At 68.7% G+C, this 24,847-nt stretch carries 24 protein-coding genes, 1 other RNA gene and 1 pseudogene; 3 read left to right on the top strand and 23 right to left on the bottom strand.

Going from position 1 to position 24,847, the window contains the following annotated elements; translation table 11 throughout:
* Positions 1–212: 212 nt before the first annotated feature.
* The 7 genes from ftsZ to QO010_RS00095 all read right to left on the bottom strand — a co-directional run bounded on the left by ftsZ (position 213) and on the right by QO010_RS00095 (position 7,601).
* Positions 213–1,724, bottom strand: a complete 1,512-nt coding sequence (gene ftsZ / locus QO010_RS00125) for a cell division protein FtsZ (protein WP_307344448.1) — start codon at positions 1,722–1,724, stop codon at positions 213–215.
* 358 nt (positions 1,725–2,082) lie between these two features.
* A complete protein-coding gene (locus QO010_RS00120) occupies positions 2,083–2,697 on the bottom strand; it encodes an ATPase (RefSeq protein WP_307344447.1) in 615 nt (204 codons plus the stop codon).
* Complete coding sequence (locus QO010_RS00115) at positions 2,675–2,917, bottom strand: hypothetical protein (RefSeq protein ID WP_307344446.1); 243 nt, start codon at positions 2,915–2,917, stop codon at positions 2,675–2,677. The genes QO010_RS00120 and QO010_RS00115 overlap by 23 nt, the downstream gene beginning before the upstream one ends.
* A gap of 81 nt (positions 2,918–2,998) precedes the next feature.
* Positions 2,999–4,324: a cell division protein FtsA gene (gene ftsA / locus QO010_RS00110; RefSeq protein WP_307344445.1), complete on the bottom strand. Its 1,326-nt coding sequence runs from the start codon at positions 4,322–4,324 to the stop codon at positions 2,999–3,001.
* Positions 4,325–4,352: 28 nt separating this feature from the next.
* Entirely contained in the window at positions 4,353–5,138 is a 786-nt protein-coding gene (locus QO010_RS00105) for a cell division protein FtsQ/DivIB (RefSeq protein WP_307344444.1), read from the bottom strand.
* 79 nt (positions 5,139–5,217) lie between these two features.
* Positions 5,218–6,183 carry a D-alanine--D-alanine ligase gene (locus tag QO010_RS00100; RefSeq protein ID WP_307344443.1) on the bottom strand — a complete coding sequence of 322 codons (966 nt, stop codon included), beginning with the start codon at positions 6,181–6,183 and terminating at the stop codon, positions 5,218–5,220.
* Positions 6,180–7,601: a M20/M25/M40 family metallo-hydrolase gene (locus tag QO010_RS00095; protein ID WP_370873690.1), complete on the bottom strand. Its 1,422-nt coding sequence runs from the start codon at positions 7,599–7,601 to the stop codon at positions 6,180–6,182. The genes QO010_RS00100 and QO010_RS00095 overlap by 4 nt, the downstream gene beginning before the upstream one ends.
* A gap of 99 nt (positions 7,602–7,700) precedes the next feature.
* On the opposite strand from QO010_RS00095, the gene QO010_RS00090 reads away from it, so the two are divergent.
* Both QO010_RS00090 and QO010_RS00085 read left to right on the top strand, forming a co-directional pair.
* On the top strand, positions 7,701–7,943 hold the full coding sequence (locus QO010_RS00090; protein ID WP_307344442.1) for a hypothetical protein: 243 nt from the start codon (positions 7,701–7,703) through the stop codon (positions 7,941–7,943).
* Between the two features lie 68 nt (positions 7,944–8,011).
* Entirely contained in the window at positions 8,012–8,449 is a 438-nt protein-coding gene (locus QO010_RS00085; protein WP_307344439.1) for a PaaI family thioesterase, read from the top strand.
* Here the strand turns inward: QO010_RS00085 and QO010_RS00080 are convergent.
* From QO010_RS00080 to QO010_RS00015, 14 genes are read right to left on the bottom strand one after another with little or no spacing between them, the layout of a single operon-like run.
* On the bottom strand, positions 8,424–8,888 hold the full coding sequence (locus QO010_RS00080) for an SMI1/KNR4 family protein (RefSeq protein ID WP_307344437.1): 465 nt from the start codon (positions 8,886–8,888) through the stop codon (positions 8,424–8,426). The genes QO010_RS00085 and QO010_RS00080 overlap by 26 nt on opposite strands.
* On the bottom strand, positions 8,885–9,778 hold the full coding sequence (gene murB, locus QO010_RS00075) for a UDP-N-acetylmuramate dehydrogenase (protein WP_307344435.1): 894 nt from the start codon (positions 9,776–9,778) through the stop codon (positions 8,885–8,887). Before murB ends, QO010_RS00080 begins: the two co-directional genes overlap by 4 nt.
* Positions 9,775–10,092: a hypothetical protein gene (locus QO010_RS00070; protein ID WP_307344433.1), complete on the bottom strand. Its 318-nt coding sequence runs from the start codon at positions 10,090–10,092 to the stop codon at positions 9,775–9,777. Before QO010_RS00070 ends, murB begins: the two co-directional genes overlap by 4 nt.
* Positions 10,089–11,519 carry a UDP-N-acetylmuramate--L-alanine ligase gene (gene murC / locus QO010_RS00065; protein ID WP_307344431.1) on the bottom strand — a complete coding sequence of 477 codons (1,431 nt, stop codon included), beginning with the start codon at positions 11,517–11,519 and terminating at the stop codon, positions 10,089–10,091. The genes QO010_RS00070 and murC overlap by 4 nt, the downstream gene beginning before the upstream one ends.
* Positions 11,520–11,557: 38 nt before the next feature.
* On the bottom strand, positions 11,558–12,655 hold the full coding sequence (gene murG, locus QO010_RS00060; RefSeq protein WP_307344429.1) for an undecaprenyldiphospho-muramoylpentapeptide beta-N-acetylglucosaminyltransferase: 1,098 nt from the start codon (positions 12,653–12,655) through the stop codon (positions 11,558–11,560).
* 9 nt (positions 12,656–12,664) lie between these two features.
* Positions 12,665–13,816: a putative lipid II flippase FtsW gene (ftsW, locus tag QO010_RS00055; protein WP_307347001.1), complete on the bottom strand. Its 1,152-nt coding sequence runs from the start codon at positions 13,814–13,816 to the stop codon at positions 12,665–12,667.
* A gap of 17 nt (positions 13,817–13,833) precedes the next feature.
* Positions 13,834–15,249 (bottom strand): UDP-N-acetylmuramoyl-L-alanine--D-glutamate ligase, encoded by a 1,416-nt coding sequence (gene murD / locus QO010_RS00050; RefSeq protein ID WP_307344427.1) that lies wholly within the window; start codon positions 15,247–15,249, stop codon positions 13,834–13,836.
* Between the two features lie 16 nt (positions 15,250–15,265).
* Positions 15,266–16,378, bottom strand: a complete 1,113-nt coding sequence (mraY, locus tag QO010_RS00045) for a phospho-N-acetylmuramoyl-pentapeptide-transferase (RefSeq protein ID WP_307344425.1) — start codon at positions 16,376–16,378, stop codon at positions 15,266–15,268.
* 1 nt (position 16,379) lies between these two features.
* Positions 16,380–17,768, bottom strand: a complete 1,389-nt coding sequence (locus tag QO010_RS00040) for a UDP-N-acetylmuramoyl-tripeptide--D-alanyl-D-alanine ligase (RefSeq protein WP_307344424.1) — start codon at positions 17,766–17,768, stop codon at positions 16,380–16,382.
* A complete protein-coding gene (locus QO010_RS00035; protein ID WP_307344423.1) occupies positions 17,761–19,212 on the bottom strand; it encodes a UDP-N-acetylmuramoyl-L-alanyl-D-glutamate--2,6-diaminopimelate ligase in 1,452 nt (483 codons plus the stop codon). The genes QO010_RS00040 and QO010_RS00035 overlap by 8 nt, the downstream gene beginning before the upstream one ends.
* Entirely contained in the window at positions 19,209–20,945 is a 1,737-nt protein-coding gene (locus QO010_RS00030; protein WP_307344422.1) for a peptidoglycan D,D-transpeptidase FtsI family protein, read from the bottom strand. Before QO010_RS00030 ends, QO010_RS00035 begins: the two co-directional genes overlap by 4 nt.
* Entirely contained in the window at positions 20,942–21,388 is a 447-nt protein-coding gene (ftsL, locus tag QO010_RS00025) for a cell division protein FtsL (RefSeq protein ID WP_307344421.1), read from the bottom strand. Before ftsL ends, QO010_RS00030 begins: the two co-directional genes overlap by 4 nt.
* Positions 21,385–22,332 (bottom strand): 16S rRNA (cytosine(1402)-N(4))-methyltransferase RsmH, encoded by a 948-nt coding sequence (gene rsmH / locus QO010_RS00020; RefSeq protein WP_307344419.1) that lies wholly within the window; start codon positions 22,330–22,332, stop codon positions 21,385–21,387. Before rsmH ends, ftsL begins: the two co-directional genes overlap by 4 nt.
* On the bottom strand, positions 22,329–22,799 hold the full coding sequence (locus QO010_RS00015; protein WP_307344417.1) for a division/cell wall cluster transcriptional repressor MraZ: 471 nt from the start codon (positions 22,797–22,799) through the stop codon (positions 22,329–22,331). Before QO010_RS00015 ends, rsmH begins: the two co-directional genes overlap by 4 nt.
* Before the next feature lie 230 nt (positions 22,800–23,029).
* Here QO010_RS00015 and QO010_RS23950 point away from each other — a divergent pair.
* Positions 23,030–23,737, top strand: a pseudogene (locus tag QO010_RS23950) (alpha/beta hydrolase); the annotation flags it as partial.
* Positions 23,738–23,769: 32 nt separating this feature from the next.
* Here the strand turns inward: QO010_RS23950 and rnpB are convergent.
* Both rnpB and QO010_RS00005 read right to left on the bottom strand, forming a co-directional pair.
* Positions 23,770–24,171, bottom strand: an RNA gene (gene rnpB, locus QO010_RS00010) — RNase P RNA component class A.
* Positions 24,172–24,206: 35 nt separating this feature from the next.
* Positions 24,207–24,770: a GNAT family N-acetyltransferase gene (locus QO010_RS00005; protein WP_307344415.1), complete on the bottom strand. Its 564-nt coding sequence runs from the start codon at positions 24,768–24,770 to the stop codon at positions 24,207–24,209.
* Positions 24,771–24,847 lie beyond the last annotated feature (77 nt).

Raw genomic sequence — 24,847 nt, 5'->3', positions numbered from 1 at the left:
CGCTGCCGCTTCACGCCCCACAAGCCTTCTACGGATCGGGGTGTCAGGGGGCAAAACAAGGGCTGTTTCGGATTGTAACCTTGTCCGTAACCAAGACGGGTTGGAGGGGAATCCCCAATGCCCTCCTCGCCTTGCAAGAGAATCCTGCCCTCAAACGAAAACGCCCGGCCCCTTTCGGAGCCGGGCGCTGGATCGCCGGATGACCCGGAGTGTCAGTTCGCCAGGCGGCGCAGGAAGCTGGGGATTTCGAGATCGTCCCCTTCCTCGATCTGGGCCTCTTCCTCGAGCGCCTGGGCCGGTTGGGCGCCGCCGCGCGAGGCGGGACGGGCCGCCGGCGCCGGGGCGTCGTAGCGAGGTTGCTGGCGGCCGCCGAACAGGCTGAGGAATCCGCCCTTGCGCTTTTCTTCGCCAAAGTGGGTTTCGCCGAACAGCGGCTCGTCGGCGATCTCTTCGACCAGCGGGTCGACGATCACCGTGCGGGGCTGCTCGATACGCGGCTCGATGCGCACGGCGGCCTCGGTGCGAACCGGCTCGGGGATCGGCGGGGCGTCGAAGGCCAGATCGGCCTGCTGTTCCTCGAGGGTCTGTTCCGGCTGGCTGAAGCTGGGCTCCCAGCGCGACGGCGTCTGCATCACCGGTTCCGGCTGCGGCTCCGGCTGGGCGTAGCTGATCGGGTCGGGCGTAGCGATCGGGGCCGGAGCAGCCTGCGGCAGGCCCATGGTGCTGCGGGTCGGCCGGGCGGCCGGCTCGATCAGGGCCATGGAGGCGCCGTCCATGCCGGTGGCGACCACCGAGACGCGGATGGTGCCTTCCAGCGTCGGATCGAAGGCCGCGCCGAAGATGATGTTGCCGTCCGGGTCGACCTGGTCGGAGATGGCGTTACAGGCCTCGTCGACCTCCAGCAGGGTCATGTCCAGGCCGCCGGTGACGTTGACCAGCACGGCCTTGGCGCCCTTGAGCGACACTTCGTCGAGCAGCGGGTTCTGGATGGCGTTCTGGGCGGCCATCAGGGCGCGGTCCTCGCCGGACGCCTCGCCGGTGCCCATCATCGCCTTGCCCATCTCGGTCATGACCGTGCGGACGTCGGCGAAGTCGAGGTTGATCAGGCCCGGCAGCACCATCAGGTCGGTGATCGAGCGCACGCCCGAATGCAGCACCTGGTCGGCCATGCCGAAGGCTTCGGCGAAGGTGGTCCGCTCGTTGGCGACCCGGAACAGGTTCTGGTTGGGAATGACGATCAGGGTGTCGACATAGCGCTGCAGCTCGGCGATGCCGGCGTCGGCCAGCCGCATGCGGTGACGGCCCTCGAAGTGGAAGGGCTTGGTGACCACGCCCACCGTCAGGATGCCGCGCTCACGGGCGCTCTTGGCGATGATCGGGGCGGCGCCGGTGCCGGTGCCCCCGCCCATGCCGGCGGTGATGAAGACCATGTGGGCGCCGTCGAGGTGCTCGCCGATCTCGGGAGCCGACTCTTCGGCGGCGCTCATGCCGACTTCCGGGTGAGCCCCGGCTCCGAGGCCCTGCGTCACCGTCATCCCGAGCTGGATGCGGCGATCGGTCTTGGAGAAGGCAAGCTGTTGGGCGTCGGTGTTGGCGACGACGAACTCAACACCTTCGAGGCCAGCCTCGATCATGTTGTTGACGGCGTTGCCGCCGGCCCCGCCGACGCCAAAGACCACGATCCTGGGCTTCAGTTCGGTGGTGGGGGGCGCGTAAAGTTTCATAAGGGTACCCGCATCCTTGTTCGCCGCTCGTTTCGAACGCCAGACGACCCGCCCGCCTGGAATGCCTTACGGCGCGGTTAATATGAGAACCCGCATCCTTAATCGGCGGTTAACCGCATATCGTGAGTCGTGCGCGGGTCGACCCGTCTGTGGACAGAATTTGTTGTCTTGTAAGGGTTTCGCCGATTCGAAACCTCTCGGGGGCTGCTACGGATTGTCGCGAACGTCCAGCGCGTCTTGAGCGCGGAACGATTCAACAGATCAGTCGCGAATCAACTGTTGGGTCGTCTTAGAATCCGGAAATGAGTCCGTCAGAGGGCAATAGCGGGAGGTTGCCGCCTGGTCCGCTCGGTCTGGATCAGTTTGTTTCAATGGTCTGGATGGCGCGCTTGAGGTCTGGCGGGATGGAAGGATCGAGCGTCACGACGCCGTCCTGCTTCTTTCCCACGAGACGAGGCTGGGCCCCCGAGTTGTCATAGAACCAAGCCTCGTCCGCCTGCTCAAGAAACCAAGGCATCTGCTGCAATGATTTGGTGTAGCGCTCGAGAATCCTGTCTTCCGGGACGGCATGCCCGCCCTTTTTCACCCTCAGACGGACGCGCTCGACGTTTCGTCTAGGGTTGTCCAGGACCACGTAGATCAGGCGAACTTGAAAGCCCAAGCCTTTCGCCATTTCCACAAGGCGCCGATATTTGGGCGTGGACAGCACCGTCTCGACGCCGATCGTTTGATGCGCCTTGATCGAAGCTTCCAGCCAGATTTCTATCCGCTGAACGGATTGAAGATTTGCCGCCAGCAAATCCATCCCTTCGATATCGCGAATTCGTGCAGCCAACAGGTCAGGATTGATGATCCAGACGGAGCGGCCGAAAGATTCGATATCGGCGTCTTGATAGGCGCTGCTTTTTCCGGAGCCGTTTGGCCCGGCCACAATCAACAGATAAGGCGGCTCAGCGCTTAGCGACGGCGGCATCGGTCACGCCGGCCGTCCGCTTGTTGTCCTTACGGGCCTTGGCGACGTTCCTGCCAAACACATATTGAAAATCATCACCGAAGGTCGCGCTGGCGGCGTCAAGGGTCCGCAATGTCTTGATCTGGCCTTCGGTGTCGCGCACCCGCTTCTTCGTAACCGCCACGGTCGACCTGCCACCCTTGGGGCTCGGCTTCAGACTGGCGACAATCACTTTGACCATACTGTGGGCTCCTATGGGCAAAGCCTACCATCGCCATACACGGTTTAAAACCACGTATGGCTGCGCTCCCGAAGCTCCCCGCTAAAGATTGTCGCGCAGCCAGGCCGCCACCTTGGTGACCGGGCCGGCCTTGGGATCGATCGGGGCGCGGGACGCCTTCACCGCCGCCAGGGCCTTGGGCGAGACCGCCTCGCGCGGGCCGAAGGCGGCGCGGTGCAGGATGCCGGCGGCGGCGCAGAAGGCAGGTCCCGTAACGGCGTCGGCCAGGTGCGGCACCCGGCGCGGACGGCCCAGGCGGACGGGGCGGTCAAAGACGCGCACGGCGACTTCGCGAACGCCGGCCAGCTGGCTGGCGCCGCCGGTCAGCACGATGCCGGCGCCGGGCTCGATGAGGGCGCCGGCGTTCTTGAGGCGGTCGCGCAACAGCTCCAGCGTCTCTTCGACGCGGGGGGCGATGATGCCCTTCAGCAGGCTGCGGGGGGCGGTGACGGGGCCAGCGCCGGGATCGTCGCCGCGCGGCGGGGCCTCGATCATCTCGCGGTCCTCGTTGGACGAGGCGATGGCCGAGCCGTGCAGGGTCTTCACCCGCTCGGCGCCGGCCCGCGAGGTCGACAGGCCGCGGGCGATGTCGGCGGTGACGTGCTCGCCGCCGATCGGGAAACTGTCGATGTGGACCAGGCTGCCGCCCGAGAAGACGGCCGCCGAGGTCGAACCGCCGCCCATGTCGATACAGATGGCGCCCAGTTCCATCTCGTCCTCTTCCAGCGCGGCGAGCGCGGAGGCGAACGGGGCCGCAACCACCCCTTCGAACTGAAGATGCGCGCGCTCGACGCAGTGGCAGAGGGTCTGGAAGACGTTCTCGTTGATCGAGACGACCAGCAGCTCCAGGCCCAGCGACTTGCCGAACATCTCGCGCGGATCGCGCACACCCTTCTGGCCGTCGACGGACCAGGCGATGGGCAGCAGGTGGATGACCTTGCGGCCCGGCAGGCGGATCTGGGCCATGGCCGAGGCCAGGGCGCGGGAACAGTCATTGTCGCTGATCGGCCGGGCGCCCAGCGAGACGCGGGCCGACACCCGCTGGCTGGCCAGCTGGCCGCCGGAGGTGGCGATGGTCACGCCTTGAACGGAGAGATTGGCGACGCCCTCGGCCCGCTCGACGGCCAGAGCGATGGCTTCGGCCGCCTCGTCCATGCTGGCGATGGAGGCGCCCTTCACGCCGCGCGACTGCACATAGCCGACCCCGGCGGTGGTGAGGGTGCGGTCGGCCCGGCGCACGCCGTCGGGCTTCATGACGAAACAGGCGACCTTGGAGGCCCCCAGGTCGACAGCGGCGATCACCGGCTGGCGCTGCAGCGCCTGCTTCAGGCTGTCCTTAGCCTGTTTGCGGTCCGCCAGTCCTGACATCGTCTTCACCACCCGTTTCAGCCCTTACTCAAACACCATCCGCCACCAGCGGCGCCGTCACGGCGGCCGTCTGGGTCTCACGCGGGCGTACTGCCACCATTCCCGGCTCGCGCAGATCGATGCGCGAGAAGCCCAGGGTCAAAATCTGTTGCCGCTCTTCCAGCTGGTCGAGCTGGATCAGGGCGGACTCTTCGTCGACGGCCGGCAGCTGGATCAGCGAGCCGTCCTTGAGCCGCAGGTCCCAGCGCCGCTCGTCGACCCGCACCAGGGCTTCGAGCCGGTCGCGCAGGCCCGGACGCTGGGCGATGGCCGGCAGGATACGCAGGGCGGTGCTGTCATTGGCCCCCGCGCCGACGATCAGCGGCAGTTCGGGGAAACGGCCCGGATCGGCCTCGGGGATCACCGCCCCGGAGCCGTCGATGACCACCATGCGGCGGTTGCGTTGCCAGACCGCCAGGGTGTCGCGCTGCTGCACGGCGATGACCAGGGTGTCCGGCAGCAGGCGCACGACCTGGGCGTCCTTGACCCAGCCCACCTGCAGGACCCGCGCGCGCAAGTCGGACAGGCTGGCGCCCATGATCGGATCGCCGGGCTGCACGCCCAGGGCGGCCCGGATGGAGCGTTCGGCGGCGGGCGAGGCGCCCTGCACATGGATGGCGGCGACCTTCAGGCCCAGGGCGGCGCCCTCGCCGGCCAGGGTCTGGCTCATGGCGGTCTGCAGCTTCTCGGCCCGGCCGCCGGTGGCCAGGGTGACGATGAGGCCCAGGACCAGGATGCCGATGGCGGCGGGCAGCGCAACCCGAGCGGGCAGCACGCCACGCGCGGCGCGCAGCTTCGTCGCCCCCTGACGGGACGGCGGCGCAGCACGGCCTCTGCCAGAGTTCGAGGGCGTTTTAGCCCGGGGCTTGGCGGCTTGCCGCCCTCCCCCCCGCAGCGCCGCGGGCATAAGCGTCCTCCACGATCCACATCACCAGGCGATCAAACGAAATCCCGAGATGGGCCGCCTGCTCTGGGACGAGCGAAGTGGGTGTCATGCCGGGCTGCGTATTGACCTCCAACAGGACCAGAAGTCGCTTAACAGGGTCATAACGGAAGTCGCTTCTGGTCACCCCTCGGCAACCTAAAGCGGCGTGCGCGGCCTCGGCCATGCGCAGGGCGCGGTCGTAGTCTTCCGAGGGCATTCGGGCCGGAACGACATGCGTCGATCCGCCCTCGCCGTACTTGGCCTCGTAGTCGTAGAAACCTGTGGACGGTACGATTTCGGTCACCGCCATGGCCTTGCCGTCCATCACCGCCACGGCCAGCTCCATGCCGGCGATGTAGGGTTCGATCATCACCTCTTCGCCATAGGTCCATTCCGGCTGGGCCAGCTCCTGCGGCGGGCGGTTGGCGCCCTCGAACACCAGGAAGACTCCCACGGAGCTGCCCTCGGCGTTGGGCTTGACCACATAGGGCGGGGCCATGACGTGGTCCCTGGCCGCCTCGAAGCGGTCGTAGAGCCCGCCGCCCGGCACCGCGACCCCGGCCGCCGCCAGCACCGCCTTGGACTTGGCCTTGTCCATGGCCAGGGCCGAGGCCAGCACGCCGCAGTGGCTGTAGGGGATGTCGAGCGTCTCCAGTATGCCCTGCACGCAGCCGTCCTCGCCCCATTCGCCATGCAGGGCGTTGAAGACGACGTCGGGCTTAAGGGCGGCCAGCACCTGGGCCAGGTCGCGGCCGGCGTCGACCTCGGTGACCCTGGCCCCGACATTGCGCAACGCCTTGGCGCATTCGAAGCCCGAGACCAGGCTGACCTCGCGCTCGGAGGAGAGGCCGCCCTTCAGGACGGCGACGTGGTGTCCGGAAAGATCGCCGCTCATTTCGCCGCCGAGACCTTCCGGAAATCGATGTCGCTGTTGGCGATCAGCCAGAGCAGCGAGGCCCAGGCGGCGACGTTCTGGTTCATCTGCAGCGGATCGACCTTGTCCAGGGTGTCGTCGGCCGAGTGATGCAGGTCGAAATAGCGGGCGCCGTCCTGGTTCAGCGCGAACACCGGCACGCCGGCCGCGTGGATCTCGTCCGTGTCCGAGCCGCCATTGGTCGAGGGCGTCTGCGAAAGGAGGATCTTCAGCGGGGCGAACAGGCCCGGCAGGGCCGCGAAGGTCGGGTCCTTCATCGCCCCGGCCGGCAGTTCCAGCGAATAGATGTTGTCGGCGCCGAAGTCGCTCTCGCCGGCGATGATTATCTTGCCCAGCTCATCCTTGTGGGCGGCCAGGTAGGCGGCGCCCGAGCCACCGGTCTCCTCCGAGCCCCACATGACGACGCGGATGGTGCGCTTGGGCTTTTGCGGCAGGTCGCCGATCAGCTTGGCAGCGGCGGTGGTGATGGCGACGCCCGCGCCGTCGTCGATGGCGCCGGTGCCCGGGTCCCAGCTGTCGAGGTGGCCGCCGATGACGATGACCTCGTCGGGTTTCTCGGAGCCGACGATCTCCCCGGAGATGTTCCAGGCCACGGTGGTCGCGCTGGTGGTCGAGGCCAGGTTCAGCTTGACGGTCACTGGTCCGCGCGCGGCCAGCCGGACCAGCAACTCGGCGTCTGGCACGCCCAGGGCGGCGGCGGGGATTTTCGGAATGCCGTCGACATAGCCGGTGCCGCCGGTATGGGGGTCACGGCTGCTGGACGTGGAGGCGGACCGCATCAGGAAGGCGACCGCCCCGCGCTTGGCCGCCTCGCTGGGACCCCTGCGCCGAAGGGTCCCGGCCGGACCATAGCCGGCGCCGTCCTGGGCCCGGACCATGGGCTGGGTCACCACGGCGATCTTGCCGGTCAGCGAGCCCTCCGGCGCGGCCAGCAGGTCGGCGAAGGTCGGGAAGATCACGATCGGCGCCTCGATGCCCTCGGCGGGGGTCGGCACGGTGCCGCCCAGGCCGATGATCGACAGCTTGAAGGGATAGGGCCCGGTGATCGAGCCCGACTCGGCGCCCCGGCTCCAGCTCGGCTTGGCGAACTCCTCGACCTTGATGTTCTTGAAGCCCAGGGCCGTGAACTTGGCCACCGCCCAGTCCTTGGCCCGGGTCATGGCGGGCGATCCGGCCGGCCGCGGCCCGATCTCGGTGGTCAGCGATTCCAGGACGTCCCAGGCGGTGGTGTCGGTCAGCGCCTTGTCGCGCAGGGCGGCGGCGACCACGGCCGGCGGCTGCGGCGCGGCGGCCGGCGGCTTGGCCTTGGCCGGCTTGGCCATGGCGGGCGTCAGACAGAGGGCGAGGCTGGCCGTGAGGGCCGGAATGAGCATGCGCATGAAGGCCGGGTGCGACAGGCGGGGTCGGGAGTCAAGCGCGCCCTTCAGCCAGACCTTTCAGGAAACCGACAATGGACTAGGCTGACTGTGCGAGGACCAATGAACGATGCCGTTATCAAGGAAATCCGACGCGCCGACGGCAAGCGGCGGGTGTCGATCTTAAGGCGCCATGGCCTCTACACTTTCGTAGAGGACGCGGACGGCGACACATTCACCTATGAGGCTTGGCCCGCTCTTGCCGAGGGCGGACTCTATGACTCGCCTGGGGCGGCTGAACGGGAAGCGCGAGCGCGGATCGCCTGGCTGGCTCAACAGGAGTCGGGCGAGGGTCCGCCCTGCTGATCGTCTGCTGACACCATGCTGTCAGGAGCCCCGGCGCATCCTGAACGCTATCTCAGGAGAGCCCCGCCATGACCGCCACCGCCCTCGACGAGATGCCCACCCCGCCCTGCGCCCAACTTCTCGGCTGGCACATCCTTGAGGCCGAGCCGGAACGCGGCTGGATCCGTATCGGGTTTCGTGGGCGGCCGGAGTTCGTCAATCCGGCCGGCTATGTGCAGGGCGGGTTCCTGGCGGCCATGCTGGATGACTGCATGGGGCCGGCGGCCTTCATCGCCTCGCATGGGGCGCTCTACACGGCGACCATGGACATGAACGTCTCCTACCTGGCGCCGGCCAGGCCGGGGCCGCTGGTCGGCGAGGGCCAGGTCGTGCAGATGGGCAAGAGCGTGGCCTTCCTGGAGGCCAGGCTGTTCGACCCCGAGGGAGTGCTGGTGGCGCGGGCCACCTCGACGGCCCGGCTGGTGGCCACCGAGAAGGCGCTTACCCGGGCCGCCCGATCGGCTTGATCACTCCTCGCAGGCCAACTTCTTCCACATAGACAAAGAAGTTTCGGGCAACGAATTCGGGAGGATCAGCGACTTCGGGGTCAAGGTGATAGATTTCCGGACTGCACACGCCATTCGCGTATTTGAAGCCATAGTACGCACCCGTTTCATCGTCGGTGACAGCTAGAAACGATCGATCTTTCGGCACGACCTCGTTACAGCGAACGATATTCCAGTCGCTTGCTTCACCGACCGTAAGGACATTGATCTGGGCGAAATACCCGCCCCCGAACCGTCGCAAGAAGCTCTTGTATTCGATGGGGAGCGCCAAGCCCAACGCGGCTTCTGCCACCGCAATTTCAACGTCGGCGGCCGGCGTTTCCACCTCGGTGAACCAGCCGGGTTGAGAGATCATAAAGCTGTCTACAAGGCGATAGAACGCCTCAGCCTCAGGATTCATCCGGGCCGCCCGATCCGCTTGATCTCCCAGTCGAGTTCAACGCCGAACTTCGCCTTCACATCGGCGCGGACCGTATCGCCCAGGCCCTCGAGGTCGGCGGCGGTCGCCTCGCCGGTGTTGATCATGAAGTTGCTGTGCAGCTCGGAGAACCGCGCCCCGCCATAGGGCTTGCCGCGCCAGCCGGCGGCGTCGACCAGGCGCCAGCTGGAATCGCCGGGCGGGTTCTTGAAGGTCGAGCCGCCGGTCTTCTCGCGGATCGGCTGGGTGGTCTCGCGACGGGCGGTGATCTCGGCCATGCGGGCCGAGACCGCCTCGGGGCTGTCGGGGCGGCCGCGATAGGTGGCCTCGGTCCAGATGATCTGGCCCTCCGGAATGCGGCTGTGGCGGTAGGTGTAGCCGAAGTCGGCCAGCTCGAAAGTCCGCAGTTCGCCGGAGCGGTCATAGCCCCTGGCGCGGACCAGGATGTCCTTGGTCTCGGACCCGTAGCAGCCGGCGTTCATGGTCAGCGCCCCGCCGACCGTGCCGGGGATGCCGGCATAGAATTCCAGCCCGGCCAGACCGGCCTTGGCGGCGGCCTTGGCGACGTTGGCGTCCAGGGCGCCGGCCCCGGCGGTGATCAGGTCGCCCTCGACGGTGACCTGGGCGAAGGCGCGGCCGGCCAGGCGGATGACCACCCCGGCGATGCCGCCGTCGCGGACGATGACGTTGGAGCCGACGCCCAGCGGGGTGACCGTGGCCTCGGCGGGCAGATTGCGCAGGAACTCGGCCAGGTCGGCCTCGTCGGCCGGCAGGAACAGCGCCTCGGCCGGGCCGCCGACCCGGAACCAGGTGAAAGGAGCCAGGGCCTCCTCGCGCAGCAGCTTGCCGCGCACGGCGGGAAGATCGGTCATCGGGCTTCGGCCTTGCGGGCGGACTTGTCGGCGTGCTGGAGGACCAGACGCTCGGCCTCGGACACGTCGTAGGTGTCGAAGATCGGGGTGCGGACGTTGCGTTCCATCTGGAACATCTCATAGCGCGGCGTCGCCGGCGGCACGACGATCTGCAGCCAGAAGCCGTCGCTGAGACCCCGCCCCTTATCGAGCTGCGGCAGGTATTTCAGCGGGATGCGCCGCCGCTTGGCCTCTTCCTCGACGCTCCGCAGGAAGGCGGTCGGTGTCTTGGCCGGCTCGGGCCTGTAGGGCGGCGCCTCGCCCCACTTGGTCACGCGCCCCCTCCCTCTTGAAGCGCCTCCAACTGGCCCGGCAGCGCATAGGACCAGCTGGTGATGTCGCCAGCCCCCAGCAGAACCACCAGGTCGCCGGGCCGGGTCTCCTCGGCCACCATCGCGGCCAGGGCGTCGGGCCCGCTGAGCGGCAGGGCCCGGCGGTGGCCGAAGCGGCGCAGGCCCTCGATCAGGCCGTCGCGATCCACGCCCTCGATGGGCTGCTCGCCTGCCGGATAGACGGGGGCGACGATCACCGTGTCGGCGTCGTTAAAGCAGGAGGAAAACTCGCTCATCAGGTCGCGCAAGCGGGTGTAGCGGTGCGGCTGCACCACGGCGATGACCCGCCCCTCGGTGACCGCCCGGGCGGCCTTGAGCACGGCGGCGATCTCGACCGGATGGTGGCCATAGTCGTCGATCACCCGCACGCCGTTGGCTATGCCGGTGGTGGTGAACCGGCGGCGCACGCCGCCGAACTCGGCCAGGCCCTTGCGGATGGCCTCGATGGGCACCGACAGCTCGCGGCCGACGGCGATGGCGGCCAGGGCGTTCAGCACATTGTGGTGCCCCGCCATGGGCATCTTCATGCCTTCATGCAGCACCGGCTCGCCCTCGCGCGGCGTGACCAGCACGTCGAAGGCCGCCCCGTCCGGCCCCATGGTGATGTTCAGCGCCCGCACCTCGGCCTGCGGGTTGACGCCGTAGGTGACCAGCCGGCGGTTCTCGACCCTGGCGGCCAGGGCCTGCACTTCCGGATGGTCCAGGCAGACCGCGCAGAAGCCGTAGAAGGGGATGTTCTCGATGAAGTCCTGGAAGGCCTTCTTGACCGCCTCGAAGTCGCCGTAGTGGTCCAGGTGCTCGGGATCGATGTTGGTAACGATACCCACGGTCGATTTCAGCCGCAGGAAGGTGCCGTCGCTCTCGTCGGCCTCGACGACGATCCAGTCGCCCTCGCCAACTTTGGCGTTCGTTCCGTAGGCGTTGATGATGCCGCCGTTGACCACGGTCGGGTCCAGCCCGCCGGCGTCCAGCACCGCGGCGACCATCGAGGTGGTGGTGGTCTTGCCATGCGTCCCGGCCACGCCCACCGAGAACTGAAGGCGCATCAACTCGGCCAGCATCTCGGCCCGGCGCACCAGCGGCATGCGGCGCTCGCGGGCGGCGATCAGCTCGGGATTGTCCTGCTTGACGGCGGTCGAATAGACCAGGGCCGAAGCGCCCTCCACATGGCTCGCCTCGTGCCCGATGAAAATGCGGGCCCCCAGCTTCTCCAGCCGGTCGGTGTTGGCGCTGGCCTTCACGTCCGAGCCCTGCACCGTATAGCCGATGCGGATCATGATCTCGGCGATGCCGCTCATGCCGATGCCGCCGATGCCGACGAAGTGGACGGGACCGAGTTCGAACGGGACGGGGCGGCGACGTTGGATCATCCCACCCCGTTAGACGATTTTCTGGCCCAGGCGAAGGGTCAGGCGAAGGCGGTGTATTCGACCAGATCGGCCAGGCGCTCGGCGGCGTCCGGCTTGGCGACCGAGCGGGCCCCGTCGGCCATGCGGGCCAGCAGGGCGGGGTTGGCGAGCATGTGCTTGAGGGCGCCGGCCAGGCTGTCGACGGTCAGTTCGTCTTCCAGGGCGACGGCCGCGCCGCCGGCGTCTTCGAGCAGGCGGGCGTTGAAGCGCTGGTGGTCGTCGGCGGCGATCTTCAGCGGCACCAGCAGCGAGGGCCGGCCGGCCACCGCCAGCTCGCAGACCGTCGAGGCGCCGGCCCGGCCGATGACCAGGTGGGCGCTGGCCAGCCGTCCGGCCATGTCGCGGAAGAAGGGGGCCACCTCGGCCTTGACCAGGGCGTTGGCGTAGATGCGGCGGGCGGAGTCCATCGACTCCTTGCGGGTCTGCTGCTGGACCTCCAGACGACCGCGCATCTCTTCCGGCAGCCGGGCGATGGCCTCGGGGGTCAGTTCGGAGAGCAGGCGGGCCCCCTGGCTGCCGCCGGTGATCAGCAGGCGGATCGGGCCGCCGGGCTCGGGCGGGGCGTAGGGTTCATTGGCCAGGGCCATGATCTCGGGCCGCACGGGGCTGCCCAGGACGTGAGCCCGCTGCCTGATCGAGGGCTTGGCCATCTCGAGGGTGGGAAAGGCGCAGGCGACCTCGGTCACCCGGCCGGCGATAAAGCGGTTCACCCGGCCGAAGACGGCGTTCTGTTCGTGGATGACGGTGGGGCGTTTCTGGCCGATCGCCGCCAACAGGGCCGGCAGCGAGGGATAGCCGCCAAACCCGACCACCACCGCGGGGTCGAGTTTGCGGAACGAGGCTCTGGCCTGCATGACGCCGCGCATCACCGCGATCCCAGCCCTGATCATGCCGATGGGATCATTGCCCTTGGCGGTCGCCGCCGACAGCGACAGCTGCGAGTCGGCCGGAAAGCGGTCGGCATAGAGGGCGCCGCGCTCGTCGGTGGCCAGCAGGATGCGCCAGCCGCGCGCCCGCAGCGCCTCGGCCAGGGCCTGGGCCGGGAACATGTGGCCGCCGGTTCCCCCCGCGGCGATGACGGCAAGTCTTTCGGCCATGCCCGCGCTTTAGGCGAAAGCGCCGGCGCGCGCGAGTCCTTCGGCGGGTAGATAGGCCCCCGGCCGGCGGCGGGTCAGGGCCAGGGCCATGCCCATGGTCAGCCCCATGGCCAGCACCGAGGAGCCGCCATAGCTGATGAACGGCAGGGTCATGCCCTTGGTCGGGATCAGGTTCAGATTGACCGCCAGATTGATGAAGGCCTGCTGGCCCAGCAGCACGAACAGGCTGGCCGCCGCCACCTGCTCGAAGGGGTCGGAGAGCCGCATGGACTTGTAGAGCCCGCGCACGACCAGCACCCCGAACACCGCGATCAGGGTCAGGGAGAAGATCAGGCCGTATTCCTCGGCCGCCATCGAATAGATGAAGTCGGTATGGACGTCCGGCACGCCGGTCTTCATCACCCCCTCGCCCGGCCCCTTGCCGAACAGGCCGCCATTGGCGATGGCCTCGGCCGCCTTGGTCACCTGGTGGGTGTCGGCGTGCTCGGGCTGCAGGAAGCGGTTCACGCGCGAGGCCACGTGCGGGAAGATGAAATAGGTCGAGCCCAGGCCCGTGACGGCGGCGACGGCCAGGCCGGTGATCCAGCTCAGCGGCACCCCGGCCATCCAGAAGGCGGCCCCGAAGGCGACGGTGATCAGCACCGTCTGGCCGACGTCCGGCTGGATTAAGAGCAGGCCCACGGCCAGGAAGTAGAGCACGAAGGCGATGGAGACGCCGGGCACGCCCTCGCCCTTCTGGCCTTCCGAGAACATCCAGGAGACCAGGACCAGCAGGGCCGGTTTCATGAACTCGGACGGCTGCAGGGTGAAGCCGGCGACCTGCAGCCAGCGGTTGGCCCCCTTGGCCTCGTGGCCGATGAACGGCAGGGCGATCATCACCGCGATCGAGGCCAGGTAGATGAAGAAGGCCGCCCGCTTGACCCCCCGGGCCGACAGCATCGAGACGCCGATCAGGATACTCGCGCCGAGAAGGGCGAAGACGCACTGGCGGATCGCGAAGTGGAACGGGAAGGTGACATGCATCCGCGCCGCCGCCGCCGGGCTGGAACCGAACGACAGCAGCACGCCGGTGACCAGCAGGATGCCGACCGCCCCCAGCAGCCAGTGGTCGACCGTCCACCACCATCGGCCAAGCGGGGTCTTATCGGACCGCAGGAACATGTGCTGATTGGTTGGACTCACGCGCGGGCTCCCCGGGCGGCAGGGCGAACAAGGCCCTCGACGGCGGCGCGGAAGGCGTCGCCGCGCTGCTCGAAATCACTGAACTGGTCGAACGAGGCGCAGGCCGGCGAGAGCAGCACCACGGCGTCCTCGCCGCTGGCCGCCGCATCGGCATAGGCGGCGGCGGTGGCGGCCTCCAGCGTGCCGGTCTTCACGTAGGACGCCTTGCCCTCGAGCGTGCGGCCGAACTCATCGGCGCCCTCCCCGATCAGGTAGGCCTTGTTGATGCGCGGGAAGAGGTCGGCGAGGGCCTCGATGCCGCCGGCCTTGGGCTGGCCGCCGCCGATCCAGTAGAAGTTCGGATAGCTGGACATCGCCTGGCGGGCGGCGTCGGCGTTGGTGGCCTTGCTGTCGTTGATGAAGCGCACCCGGCCGATCTGGCCGACGGTCTCCATGCGGTGCGCCAGGCCCGGGAAGGTCATCAGCCCCTCGGCGGCTTCCTCGGCCGGAATGCCCAGCGCCCGGGCGGCGGCATAGGCGGCGGCGGCGTTCTGCCAGTTGTGGCGGCCGGGCAGCGAGCGGGCCCGCAACAGGTCGGCCACCGTCATGACCCGCTCGCCGGTGGCGTCATAGAGCACGCCCTGCAGGGCATAGACGCCCCGGCCCATCGACTTGGAGGCGCTGATCGGGCGGATGGTTCGGCGGTTGGCGGCGGTGATCTCGGTGCAGATGCGCTGGCACCATTCGTCATCGACCCCGATGACGGCGGTGTCGCCCTTCACCTGGTTGAGCAGGATACGCTTCTTGGAATTGACGTAGCCCTCCATGCCGCCATGGCGGTCCAGGTGGTCGGGCGAGATGTTGAGCAGGACGGCGGCGTCGGGCTTGAGGCTCGAGGTCAGGTCCAGCTGGTAGGAGGAAAGCTCCAGCACATAGACCGCTCCGCCATGCATGTCGGGCAGGCCCAGCACGCCGAAACCGATATTGCCGCCGATCCGGGTGTCGCGGCCGGCCATGCGGCAGACATGGCCCAGCAGGGCCGTGGTGGTCGACTTGCCGTTGGTGCCGGTGATGGCGGCGACCTTGGGCCGCTTGTGCTCGGGGACCAGGGCCAGGGTGCGGGCGAAGAGTTCGATATCGCCCAGGATCTCGACGCCGGAGGCCTTGGCGCGATCCACCGTCCAGTGCGGCTTGGGATGGGTCAGCGGCACGCCGGGCGACAGCATCAGCGCCGCGAAGTCCGACCAGTCGGCGGTGTTGAGGTCGGTGAGGGCCAGCCCCTCGGCCTGGGCTTCGGCCCGTCCCTTTTCGCCATCATCCCACAGCGCGACCTGCGCCCCGCCGGCCACGAGGGCGCGCGCGGCGGTCAGGCCGGTGCGGCCCAGGCCGAACACGGCGACCTTGCGGCCCTCGAAACCACGGATGGGGATCATGCTGCGCGTACCCCCTCTATCTGATCTTCAGGGTGGCCAGGCCGATGAAGGCCAGCATCAGGGCGACGATCCAGAAGCGCACGACGATGGTGCTCTCGGCCCAGCCCAGCTTTTCGAAATGGTGGTGGATCGGCGCCATCAGGAAGATGCGCTTGCCGGTCCGCTTGAAGTAGGCGACCTGGATCATCACCGACAGCAGCTCGGCGACGAACAGCCCACCGACGATGCCCAGCACGATCTCGTGCTTGGCGATCACCGCGATCATGCCCAGCATGCCGCCCAGGGCCAGCGAGCCGGTGTCGCCCATGAAGATCCTGGCCGGCGGGGCGTTGTACCAGAGGAAGCCCAGGCCCGCCCCGATGGTGGCCCCGCAGATGATCGCCACCTCGCCCAGGCCCGGCACGAAATGCACCTGCAGATACTGGGCGAACGAGAAGTTGCCGACCAGGTAGGCGATGATGCCGAACGCCCCGGCGGCGATCATCACCGGCACGATGGCCAGGCCGTCCAGGCCGTCGGTCATGTTCACCGCGTTCGAGGCCCCGACGATGATGAAGGCGGCCCAGGCGATGTAGAAATAGCCGAGGTTGATCAGCAGGTTCTTGAAGATCGGGAAGGCGACCGAGGTCGAAAGCTCCGGCGTCTCGGGCGAAACCGGGCCGTAGAACATCAGCACGGCCACGGCCGCCACCGCCACGACGGTCTGGATCAGCAGCTTCATGCCGCTCGAGACGCCGGCCGTCGTCTGCTTGGTCACCTTGGCGTAGTCGTCCAGGAAACCCAGCAGGCCGTAGGCGGCCGTGACGCCCAGCACCAGCCAGACATGGACGTTGGAAAGGTCCGCCCAGAGCATCGAGCCGACCAGGATGCCGGCCAGGATCATGAAGCCGCCCATGGTCGGGGTGCCGGCCTTTTCCACCACGTGGCGGGCGATGCCCTCGGCGCGGATCGGCTGGCCCTTGCCCTGCTTGGCCTTCATCCAGCCGATGAACCGCGAGCCCATGGCGACGGCGACCACATAGCCGGTGATCATCGCCATCCCACTGCGGAACGTCAGGTATTTCAGCAGGTTGGCGGCGGGGATGTGCTCCCCGAAACCCGACAGCCATTGATGGAGCAGAAACAGCATTTCAGGCGCCTCCCCCGGCGCGGTCCAGCGCGGCCAGCGCCGCGGCGATAGACGCCGCGCGTGAGCCGTTGGACCCTTTGACCATCACCAGATCGCCCGGCTCTACGGCCGTCGTTACCAACGGCGCGAGACCGGCCGCCGTTTCCGCGTAGCCGCCACGGCGAGTCGGCGGAAGGGCGTCGAAGAGCGATTTCATCAGCGGCCCCGCGCAGAATACGAGGTCAACCTGCGCCGCCAGAATGGGTTCCGCGAGAGCGGCGTGGTACTGCGCTTCGTCCGGGCCCAGCTCAAGCATGTCGGTCAGCGCGACGATCCGCCGCCCCTTGGGTCTGCGAGCGCCCAGGCTGCGGAAAGCCGCCTGCATCGAGATCGGATTGGCGTTGTAGCTCTCGTCGACCAGGGTGAAGACCCCGGCCGCGACATGAACCTCACGCTCGGCCCCGCGGCCGGCCAGCGGTTCGAAGTTTTCCAGCGCCGCCAGGGCCGTGGCCTCTTCGACGCCCAGCGCCCGCAGCATCAGCAGCACGCAGAGGCTGTTGGGCCCCCAGTGGAAGCCGCTCTGGCGGATGGGGAAGTCCAGAGGCCGGCCGTCCAGCTCGGCCCGGACGGCCGCGCCCTGAGTGCGGGGCTGGAAGTCCAGCAGCCTGGCGGTGGTCCCCGCCTGCCCGAAGCTCCAGACCTCCGCGCCGACCTTGCGGGCCTCGCCGGCCAGGTAGTCGAACCACTGGTTGTCGGCGTTCAGCACCGCCACGCCGCCGGGCTTCAGGCCCGCGAAGATCTCGGCCTTGGCCCGCGCCACGCCGGCCTCGCCATCGGCGAAGGCCTCGATATGGACAGGGCCGACCGTGGTGATGGCCGCCACGTGCGGCTGGACCATACGGCTCAGCGGCACGATCTCCTCGGCGTGGTTCATGCCGATCTCGAATACGGCGCGTTCGGTATCGCGGGGCATGCGGGCCAGGGTCAGGGGCACGCCGATATGGTTGTTGAACGACTTGACCGAGTTGTGCGAGCGGCCCGCCCGGGCCAGGCCCGCCGCCACCGCCTGGGTGACGCTGGTCTTGCCGACCGAGCCGGTCACCGCGCCGCGCCTGGCGTGGGTCGCGCGGTCGCGGGCGGCGATGCCGAGGTCCTCAAGAGCCTTCAGCGTATCGGCCACCTGCACAGAGGGACCATCGACCGGCTTCGAAGCGAGCACGCCGGCGGCGCCCTGCTTGAAGGCCTGGGCGGCGAACTCATGGCCGTCGCGCACCCCGGCCAGGGCGACGAAGAGGTCGCCGGGGCCGATCTCGCGGCTGTCGAACGAGACGCCGGTCACAGCGAAGTCGCCGCCCGCCCGCCCGCCGGTCGCGGCGGCGATCTCCCGCGCGGTCCAGAGCGGCTCAGACATGAACCAGCTCCAGCGCGGCCTGGGTTTCGGCCACGTCATCGAACGGATGGTTGACGGTCCCGACGAGCTGGCCCTGTTCGTGGCCCTTGCCGGCGACGACCAGCACATCGCCGGCCTTCAGCTCGGCGACCCCGGCCCGGATGGCAGCGCGGCGGTCGCCGATCTCGCGGGCCCCGTGCGCGGCCTTGAGGATATCGGCGCGGATCGCCGCGGGATCTTCGGAGCGGGGATTGTCGTCGGTGACGATGGCGATATCGGCCAGACGTTCGGCGATCTCGCCCATCAGCGGCCGCTTACCCTTGTCCCGGTCGCCGCCGGCCCCGAACACCACGATCAGCCGGCCCTCGGTGTGCGGCCGCAGGGCCGACAGCACCGTCTCCAGCCCGTCGGGGGTATGGGCGTAGTCGACATAGGCCTCGCCGCCCTGCCGCCCGGTCCCGATGCGTTGAAGCCGGCCCGGCGCGCCCTCGACATGCTCCAGCGCCTTCAACACGGCCTCGGCGTCCTCGCCGGCGGCGATGCAGAGCCCGGCCGCGACCAGGGCGTTGGAAGCCTGGAAGGCGCCGGCCAGCGGCAGGCGGACGGTGATGTGCTTTCCGCGCCAGGCGACGGTCAGCTGCTGGCCCTCGGGCGTGGCGCGGCGCGAGATCAGCCGCAGATCCTCACCGGCCTCGCCGACCGACAGCACGGTCTGGCCGGCGGCCTTGGCGGTCTCGGCGAACTTCTCGAAGGCGTCGCTGTCGGCATTGAGGACGGCCATCGAACCCGCCGGCAACAGCGTCTCGAACAGCCGCAGCTTGGCGGCCCGGTAGGCGCCCATGGTGCCGTGATAGTCCAGGTGGTCCTGGGTGAAGTTGGTCAGACCCGCGGCGGTCAGGGTCACCCCGTCCAGCCGGCGCTGATCGATGCCGTGCGAGGAGGCCTCCAGGGCCAGGTGGGTGACGCCCTTGCCGGCCGCCTTGGCCAGCAGCTCGGCGACATCGGCGGCGTCGGGGGTGGTCAGGCCCGGCGGGGTGACGACCTCGTCGGCCTCGCCTGGGGCGGAGATGCGGAAGCCCAGCGTGCCCATGCTGGCCGAGCGATGGCCCAGGCGCGCGAACACCTGGCGGCAGAGGGCGGCGATGGAGGTCTTGCCGTTGGTGCCGGTGATGGCGACGCACACAGCGGGCTGCTTGCCCCAGAAGCGGCTGGCGGCCAGGGCGTAGGCGCGGCGCAGGTCCCTGGCGTGGGCCACTGGAACCGGCAGGCCGCTCACATCGTCAGGGGCCAGAACGGCGGCGGCCCCCGCGGCCAGGGCGGCGGGGATGAAGCTGCGGCCATCGACCTTGGAGCCCGGCATGGCGGCGAACAGCACGCCCGGCTTCACCCGCCGGCTGTCGGCGGTGACGCCGGTGATTTCCGGATCGCCCGATACCTCGCCCTCGATAAGTTGGGACAGCCTCACAGCCCGTCCTCCGGAGACACCGGAGTCATGCCGATCATCGGAATGGTCGGGGTCCGGCGCGGCACGCCGAGGAAGGGAGCGATACGCTCGACCAGCCGGCCGACGGCGGGCGCGGCCACGATGCCGCCGGTGCGGATGCCGCCCTGCGGCTCGTCCAGCAGGATCAGCACGAAGTAGCGCTTGGCGGTGACGGGGCCGTCGGTCGGGAAGACGGCGGCGAAGGAGGCGATCTGCTTGTAGCCGCTGTAGGCGCGGATGGCGGGGTCGTATTTCTCGCCGGTGCCGGTCTTGCCCCCGACATTGTAGCCGACCGCGTCAGCCTTGCGGCCGGTGCCGCCGACCACATTGGCCCGCATCATTTGCAGCATGGTCATGCTGGTCTTCTCGGAGATGACCGGGACGCCCTTGGGGCAATAGCCCTCTTTCTGTTTGCGAATGGTAAGCGGGATCATATTGCCGCCGTTGAGGATGGCGCCCATGGCCTGGGCCAGGGTCAGCGGGCTGACATCGATGCCGTGGCCGAAGCTCACGGAGGCGATGTCGTCGGCCCCCCAGACCTTGGGGGTCAGCGGCCGGGCGGACTCGCGCAACTCGATATTGGCCGGGCGGGTCAGTCCAAAGCGCTTGAAATAGCCGGCCAGCCGCTCGGGCCCGATGCTCTCGGCCAGCTTGGCGGTGCCGATGTTGGAGGAGTGGTTGAACACCTCCACCAAGCTCAGGATGCGGTTGGTGCCGTGATAGTCGTGGATGGTGCGATAGCCCATCTGGAACGGCGTGCGGGCGTCGAACATCGAGCTGGGCGTCGCAACCCCGGTGTCCAGGCCGATGGCGACCGTGAAAGCCTTGAAGGTCGAGCCCATCTCGAAAACCGAGGCGGCGGCGCGGTTCAGGGTCTGGTCGGGGCTGGCGGCGCCGGGGCGGTTGGGATCGAAGTCCGGCCAGCTGGCCATGCCCAGAATCTCGCCGGTGTGGATGTCGGTGACGATGCCCACCGCGCCGCGCGGCCTGAACTCGGCGGCGGCGGCGGCCAGTTCGTCCTCCAGCGCGCCCTGCACCCGCAGATCGATGGAGAGGGCGACCGGCTTGCCATCCTTGGCGCCGGCCACCAGGGCCGGTTCCAGCCCCGCTTCCGCCCCGGCCATGCCCGAGCCGTCGGGACGGGCGAACCCGATCAGGTGCGAGCCGGTGTTGCCCAGCGGATAGGAACGGCCGACCTCGGGCTCGAAGCTGACCCCGGGCAGGCCCAGGTCGTGGATCATGCGCTTCTGGTCGGGGGTCAGGCCGCCGAAGATGAAGCGGCGCTGCTTGCCGGCCAGGGCCTTGTCCAGCCGCTTGCCGGGCAGCTGCGGCAGCACGCCGAGCAGGCCCTTGCGGGTCTCGGACCGGTCCCAGACCTCGTTGGGGTCGACGTAGACGGCGTAGTGGACCAGATCCATGGCCAGCAGCTGGCCATTGCGGTCGACCAGGTCGGCGCGGGCGTTGACGGCCAGGCCGGCCCCTGCCCCGCCCTTGCCGGCGTCCGAGAACAGGGCCGCAAAGGTGGCGCCGACGCCGGCGAACAGGAACAGCAGCCCGAACACCGCCAGCACGAACAGGATGCGCAGGCGGGTGTCGTCCTCGGCCTTGCCCGCCGCCTTGGCCCGCTCGAAGGCGTGCTCCAGGCGCCAGACCCGCTCGATGACCCAGCGCCAGGCGGCCGGGAAGCGATGGGGGGCGAGATCGGCGATGCTCATCGCTTCACGCCCTCCACCGGCTTGGCGGGTTCGGGCTCAGGGGCTTTGGGCTCCTCGGCCTTGGGCTCGTCCGCCTTAGGCTCAGGCGAGGCGACCACGGCGGTGGCGATGCGGACCGGCTCGACCGGCTGGCCGGCGGCTTGCGGAAGCGCGGCGACCGACACCTCCTGCTTGGAGGTCGTGGGCGCCATGCCCAGGGTCTCGCGGGACAGCTTTTCCAGCCGGTTGGGCTGCTCCAGATGGGCGACCTCGGCCTGCAGCAGGCGGATGCGCTGCTGCTCGGCGACGATGCGGCGGTCGATGCGGTCGATCTGGCTGCGCTCGCGCCCGGCATAGGTCTTGGCCAGGTTGACGGTCAGGGCCATGGCGATCAGCAGCGCCATGCCAACGAGGTTGATGGTGCGGAACCCACGGGTGCGGTGATTGAACAGGGCGCCGATCATGCCGCGGCCTTCCAGGCGGGGGCGTCGGTCCGGGTGGCGGCGCGCAGCTTGGCCGAGCGGGCCCGGGGGTTGGCGGCGGTTTCGGCCTCGGCCGGCTCGCGGGCGCCGTTGAACACCATCCTGAAGCTGGGCTTGGGCCCGCCTTGCACGGGCGGCGCGTGGCGCGAACCGCCAGGGGTGCGACCCGAGCGGGCGGTGAAGAAGGCTTTCACGATACGGTCTTCCAGGGAGTGGAAGGTGACCACGGCCAGATGGCCGCCGGCCTTCAGAACGCGCTCGGCCGATTCCAGTCCGGCCTCAAGCTCGCTCAGCTCCTCGTTGACGGCGATGCGCAGGGCCTGGAAGACCTTGGTGGCCGGATGGGTCTTGGCCCCGCGCCGCCCGCCCAGGGCGCGCTCGACGACCTCGGCCAGGTCGAGGGTGTGGGTGAAGGGCTTCTCGGCCCGGCGGCGGATCAGGAAGGAGGCCACCCGCCGGCTCTCGCGCTCCTCGCCATAGACGAAGAAGATGCGGGCCAGTTCTTCCTTCTCCAGCTCGTTGACCAGGTCGGCGGCGGTGGGGCCGTCGGCCGACATCCGCATGTCGAGCGGCCCATCGCGCATGAAGGAAAAGCCGCGCTCGGCCTCGTCCAGCTGCATGGACGAGACGCCCAGGTCCAGGGCGACGCCGTCCATCGAGCCCTCGCCCAGCAGTTCGTCCATGGCCGAGAAGCGGGACTCGATCAGCTTGAAGCGCGGACCCAGTTCGGGATCGGCGGCGATAGGATCGGCGAAGCGGCGGGCGGTAGGGTCGCGATCGAAGGCCACCACCTCGGCGCCGGTCTCGAGAAGCGCGCGGGTGTAGCCGCCGGCCCCGAAGGTGCCATCCACGATCCGTCGCCCAGCCCCAGGCTCCAGGACCGCCAGGACCTCATCCATCAGCACGGGCGTGTGCGGCCCGTTCATGAAGCGGCGCCGGCCAGGGATTTGGCGCGCTGGGCGGCGCGCAGCTCGGCCAGGCCCGCCCGGGCCGTCTCGCGGGCGGCGGCGCGGTGCGACTGGAAGGCCTCGCGCGGCCAGATCTGGAAACGGTCGCCCAGGCCCACAACGGCCACCCAGTCGGTGATGCCGAACATGTCGCAAAGGCCCGGGGGCAGAGTGATGCGGCCGGCATCGTCGAAGGAGAGCTTGGCCATGCCGCCCAGCACGCTGGTCTCCAGCGCCGAGCGCAGCGGATCGCCGAAGGGCAGCTCTTCGATCAGGGCCAGGTAACGGTCGAACAACGCCTTGCCGCCACCTTCCAGGCAATCGGCCTCGATGGAGGGGAAACAAAAGACGCCGTCAAAGGGTCCGGAAACGGTCGCGCGGAATTCCTGCGGCACCACGATCCGCCGCTTGGCGTCCAGTTGCTTCTCGAACGTCGAGAGAAACACCTTGCGTTGACCCCACTATCCCCTGGCCGCGATCCCGCTGACCATGAATTTGGGTTAACATGGGATTGATTGGGATGCAATGACACTAGATGCCTCTAACCTGCGGCATTTGAGCTAATTCCTAAGAACTGTTAAGCAAAGTGAACGATCCACAAGAACATACATCGAACGCTGTGCATAAGTCTGCGACAACTCGCCGAAAAGTAGTGGCTTTGGGGATATTCGCGACCATGTGGCGCAGTATATCTGTCGCCCAACCGACAGATGCGCCGCCCACGGAAGGAACGGTGTCTCTGGTGCGGGTCGCCAGCCCGGCCATGGGCGAGCAGCGGCGGCTGACCCTCTACAAGCCGCCCGGCTGGCGAGAAGGGGCGAGCTATCCGGTGATCTACGCCGCCGACGGGCAGTATCTGTTCCAGTACCTGCAGCTGCTCGATCCGCTGATCGCCAAGGGCGAGGTCCCGCCGATCGTGGCCATCGGACTGTGGTCGGCGGAGGGCCAGGGCGGGCCCTACACCCGCTCCCAGGAATACCTGCCTGGATTTGGCGCGGCCCGGCGCTACGCCCATTTCCAGCAGTATTTCCTCGAGGAGGTCGTGCCGTTTGCAGGCCTGAGGCTGGGCGCCTCGACCCGGCGCGAGGAGCGCATGCTGTTCGGCTATTCCGACGGCGCGACCTGGGCCTTGACCACCGGCCTCAAGAACCCCGGGCTGTTCGGCGCGGTCACCGCCCTTTCCATCGGCTGGGAGGCGGCGGGCGAGCATATCGCCGTGGCGAACCGGCCCAGGCTCTATATCGGCATCGGCTCGAAAGAGACCACGTTCAAGACGGTGACCACCGGCATCGTCAAACAGGCCCAGCGCACCCCCGGCGAGGTGGTCTTCCGCACCGGCCAGGGCGGCCACGACGCCGCAACCTGGCGGCCGATGTTCGTCGAGGCGGTGAAATGGGCCTTCGCCGGAAAACAGAACGGATCAGACGGCCTGTAAGCCGGGTTCTGTGCCGCCCCGCCGAAACGGGACGCGACGATCATTCCTCTGGACCGCCCCTCGCGGGACGGTTCTCGCGACCAACCCGGACGCCTCGGGCCGGCGACGGCCCTGCCCGGCAGTATCCCCGAAAGGACTGGCCGGGCGCGGAATCCCTATTCGGTCTTGCTCCAGGCGGGGCTTGCCATGCCGTCCGTGTTGCCACGTCCGCGGTGGGCTCTTACCCCACCCTTTCACCCTTCCCTTTGGCCGAAGCCGCAGGAGGTTTGCTTTCTGTGGCGCTATCCCTGGGGTCGCCCCCGGCGGGCGTTACCCGCCGCCTTGTCACCGTGGAGCCCGGACTTTCCTCCCCCGCAAGCGAGGGCGATCGCCCGGCCGTCTGATCCGGGCGGAGACTTGGAGCCTCAGCCGGCCGGGGTCAAGTCGCCAGCCGTCCGTAGACGACCTGGTCCCAGAACCCGCCCTTCCAGAAGCCATGGTCGCGCAGCACGCCCTCGCGCTCGAAACCGTGGCGTTCCAGCAGGCGGCAGGAGGGTTCGTTGCCGACGGTGACCATGGCTTCCAGCCGGCGCAGGCCCAGGCCCTGGAAGCCGAATACGGCCAGGGCTGGCAGGACCTCGCCCATCACCCCCTGCCCCCAGCTGGCCTTGCGGATGTCGTAGGCCACCTCGCCCCGGCGGCCGCGCTCCAGCTCGATGGTGTTGAAGCCGGCGGTGCCCAGGAATTCGCCGTCGCGGTCGCGGATGCCCCAGCGCAGGCCGGCGTTGCGCTCGCGGATGCCCATGGCCCAGCCGATGATGGCCAGGGCCTCGTCCTCGCCCTGCAGGGGGTCGATGTCCATGAACTCGGTAACGGCCGGGTCGGACAGGTGCCGGAACAGGACGGGGGAATCCTCGACCGACAGCGGCCGCAGCTGGAAGCGGTCGGTTCGAAAATCCAGCGCCCCCGTCAGGTCCAGCATGGCCCTAGGTCGTATCGACATTCAGGGATTCCCCTTTTGTGGGATGCCTGATTCATAGGGCTCCGTTCGATGGACGGAGCCCTTTCGATGTCGGTCAA

This window comes from Caulobacter ginsengisoli (assembly GCF_030814835.1).
GTDB classification, from domain to species: Bacteria; Pseudomonadota; Alphaproteobacteria; order Caulobacterales; family Caulobacteraceae; genus Caulobacter; species Caulobacter ginsengisoli.
Note: the sequence above shows the minus strand (reverse complement) of the source record. Positions and strands in the feature narration are given on the sequence as shown.

Bases quoted from the DNA above. Each gene is read 5' to 3' on its own strand.
- ftsZ (WP_307344448.1), bottom strand. From the start codon at position 1,724: ATGAAACTTTACGCGCCCCCCACCACCGAACTGAAGCCCAGGATCGTG.
- QO010_RS00120 (WP_307344447.1), bottom strand. From the start codon at position 2,697: ATGCCGCCGTCGCTAAGCGCTGAGCCGCCTTATCTGTTGATTGTGGCC.
- QO010_RS00115 (WP_307344446.1), bottom strand. From the start codon at position 2,917: ATGGTCAAAGTGATTGTCGCCAGTCTGAAGCCGAGCCCCAAGGGTGGC.
- ftsA (WP_307344445.1), bottom strand. From the start codon at position 4,324: ATGTCAGGACTGGCGGACCGCAAACAGGCTAAGGACAGCCTGAAGCAG.
- QO010_RS00100 (WP_307344443.1), bottom strand. From the start codon at position 6,183: ATGAGCGGCGATCTTTCCGGACACCACGTCGCCGTCCTGAAGGGCGGC.
- QO010_RS00095 (WP_370873690.1), bottom strand. From the start codon at position 7,601: ATGCGCATGCTCATTCCGGCCCTCACGGCCAGCCTCGCCCTCTGTCTG.
- QO010_RS00090 (WP_307344442.1), top strand. From the start codon at position 7,701: ATGAACGATGCCGTTATCAAGGAAATCCGACGCGCCGACGGCAAGCGG.
- QO010_RS00085 (WP_307344439.1), top strand. From the start codon at position 8,012: ATGACCGCCACCGCCCTCGACGAGATGCCCACCCCGCCCTGCGCCCAA.
- QO010_RS00080 (WP_307344437.1), bottom strand. From the start codon at position 8,888: ATGAATCCTGAGGCTGAGGCGTTCTATCGCCTTGTAGACAGCTTTATG.
- murB (WP_307344435.1), bottom strand. From the start codon at position 9,778: ATGACCGATCTTCCCGCCGTGCGCGGCAAGCTGCTGCGCGAGGAGGCC.
- murC (WP_307344431.1), bottom strand. From the start codon at position 11,519: ATGATCCAACGTCGCCGCCCCGTCCCGTTCGAACTCGGTCCCGTCCAC.
- murG (WP_307344429.1), bottom strand. From the start codon at position 12,655: ATGGCCGAAAGACTTGCCGTCATCGCCGCGGGGGGAACCGGCGGCCAC.
- ftsW (WP_307347001.1), bottom strand. From the start codon at position 13,816: ATGTTCCTGCGGTCCGATAAGACCCCGCTTGGCCGATGGTGGTGGACG.
- murD (WP_307344427.1), bottom strand. From the start codon at position 15,249: ATGATCCCCATCCGTGGTTTCGAGGGCCGCAAGGTCGCCGTGTTCGGC.
- mraY (WP_307344425.1), bottom strand. From the start codon at position 16,378: ATGCTGTTTCTGCTCCATCAATGGCTGTCGGGTTTCGGGGAGCACATC.
- QO010_RS00040 (WP_307344424.1), bottom strand. From the start codon at position 17,768: ATGTCTGAGCCGCTCTGGACCGCGCGGGAGATCGCCGCCGCGACCGGC.
- QO010_RS00030 (WP_307344422.1), bottom strand. From the start codon at position 20,945: ATGAGCATCGCCGATCTCGCCCCCCATCGCTTCCCGGCCGCCTGGCGC.
- ftsL (WP_307344421.1), bottom strand. From the start codon at position 21,388: ATGATCGGCGCCCTGTTCAATCACCGCACCCGTGGGTTCCGCACCATC.
- rsmH (WP_307344419.1), bottom strand. From the start codon at position 22,332: ATGAACGGGCCGCACACGCCCGTGCTGATGGATGAGGTCCTGGCGGTC.
- QO010_RS00005 (WP_307344415.1), bottom strand. From the start codon at position 24,770: ATGTCGATACGACCTAGGGCCATGCTGGACCTGACGGGGGCGCTGGAT.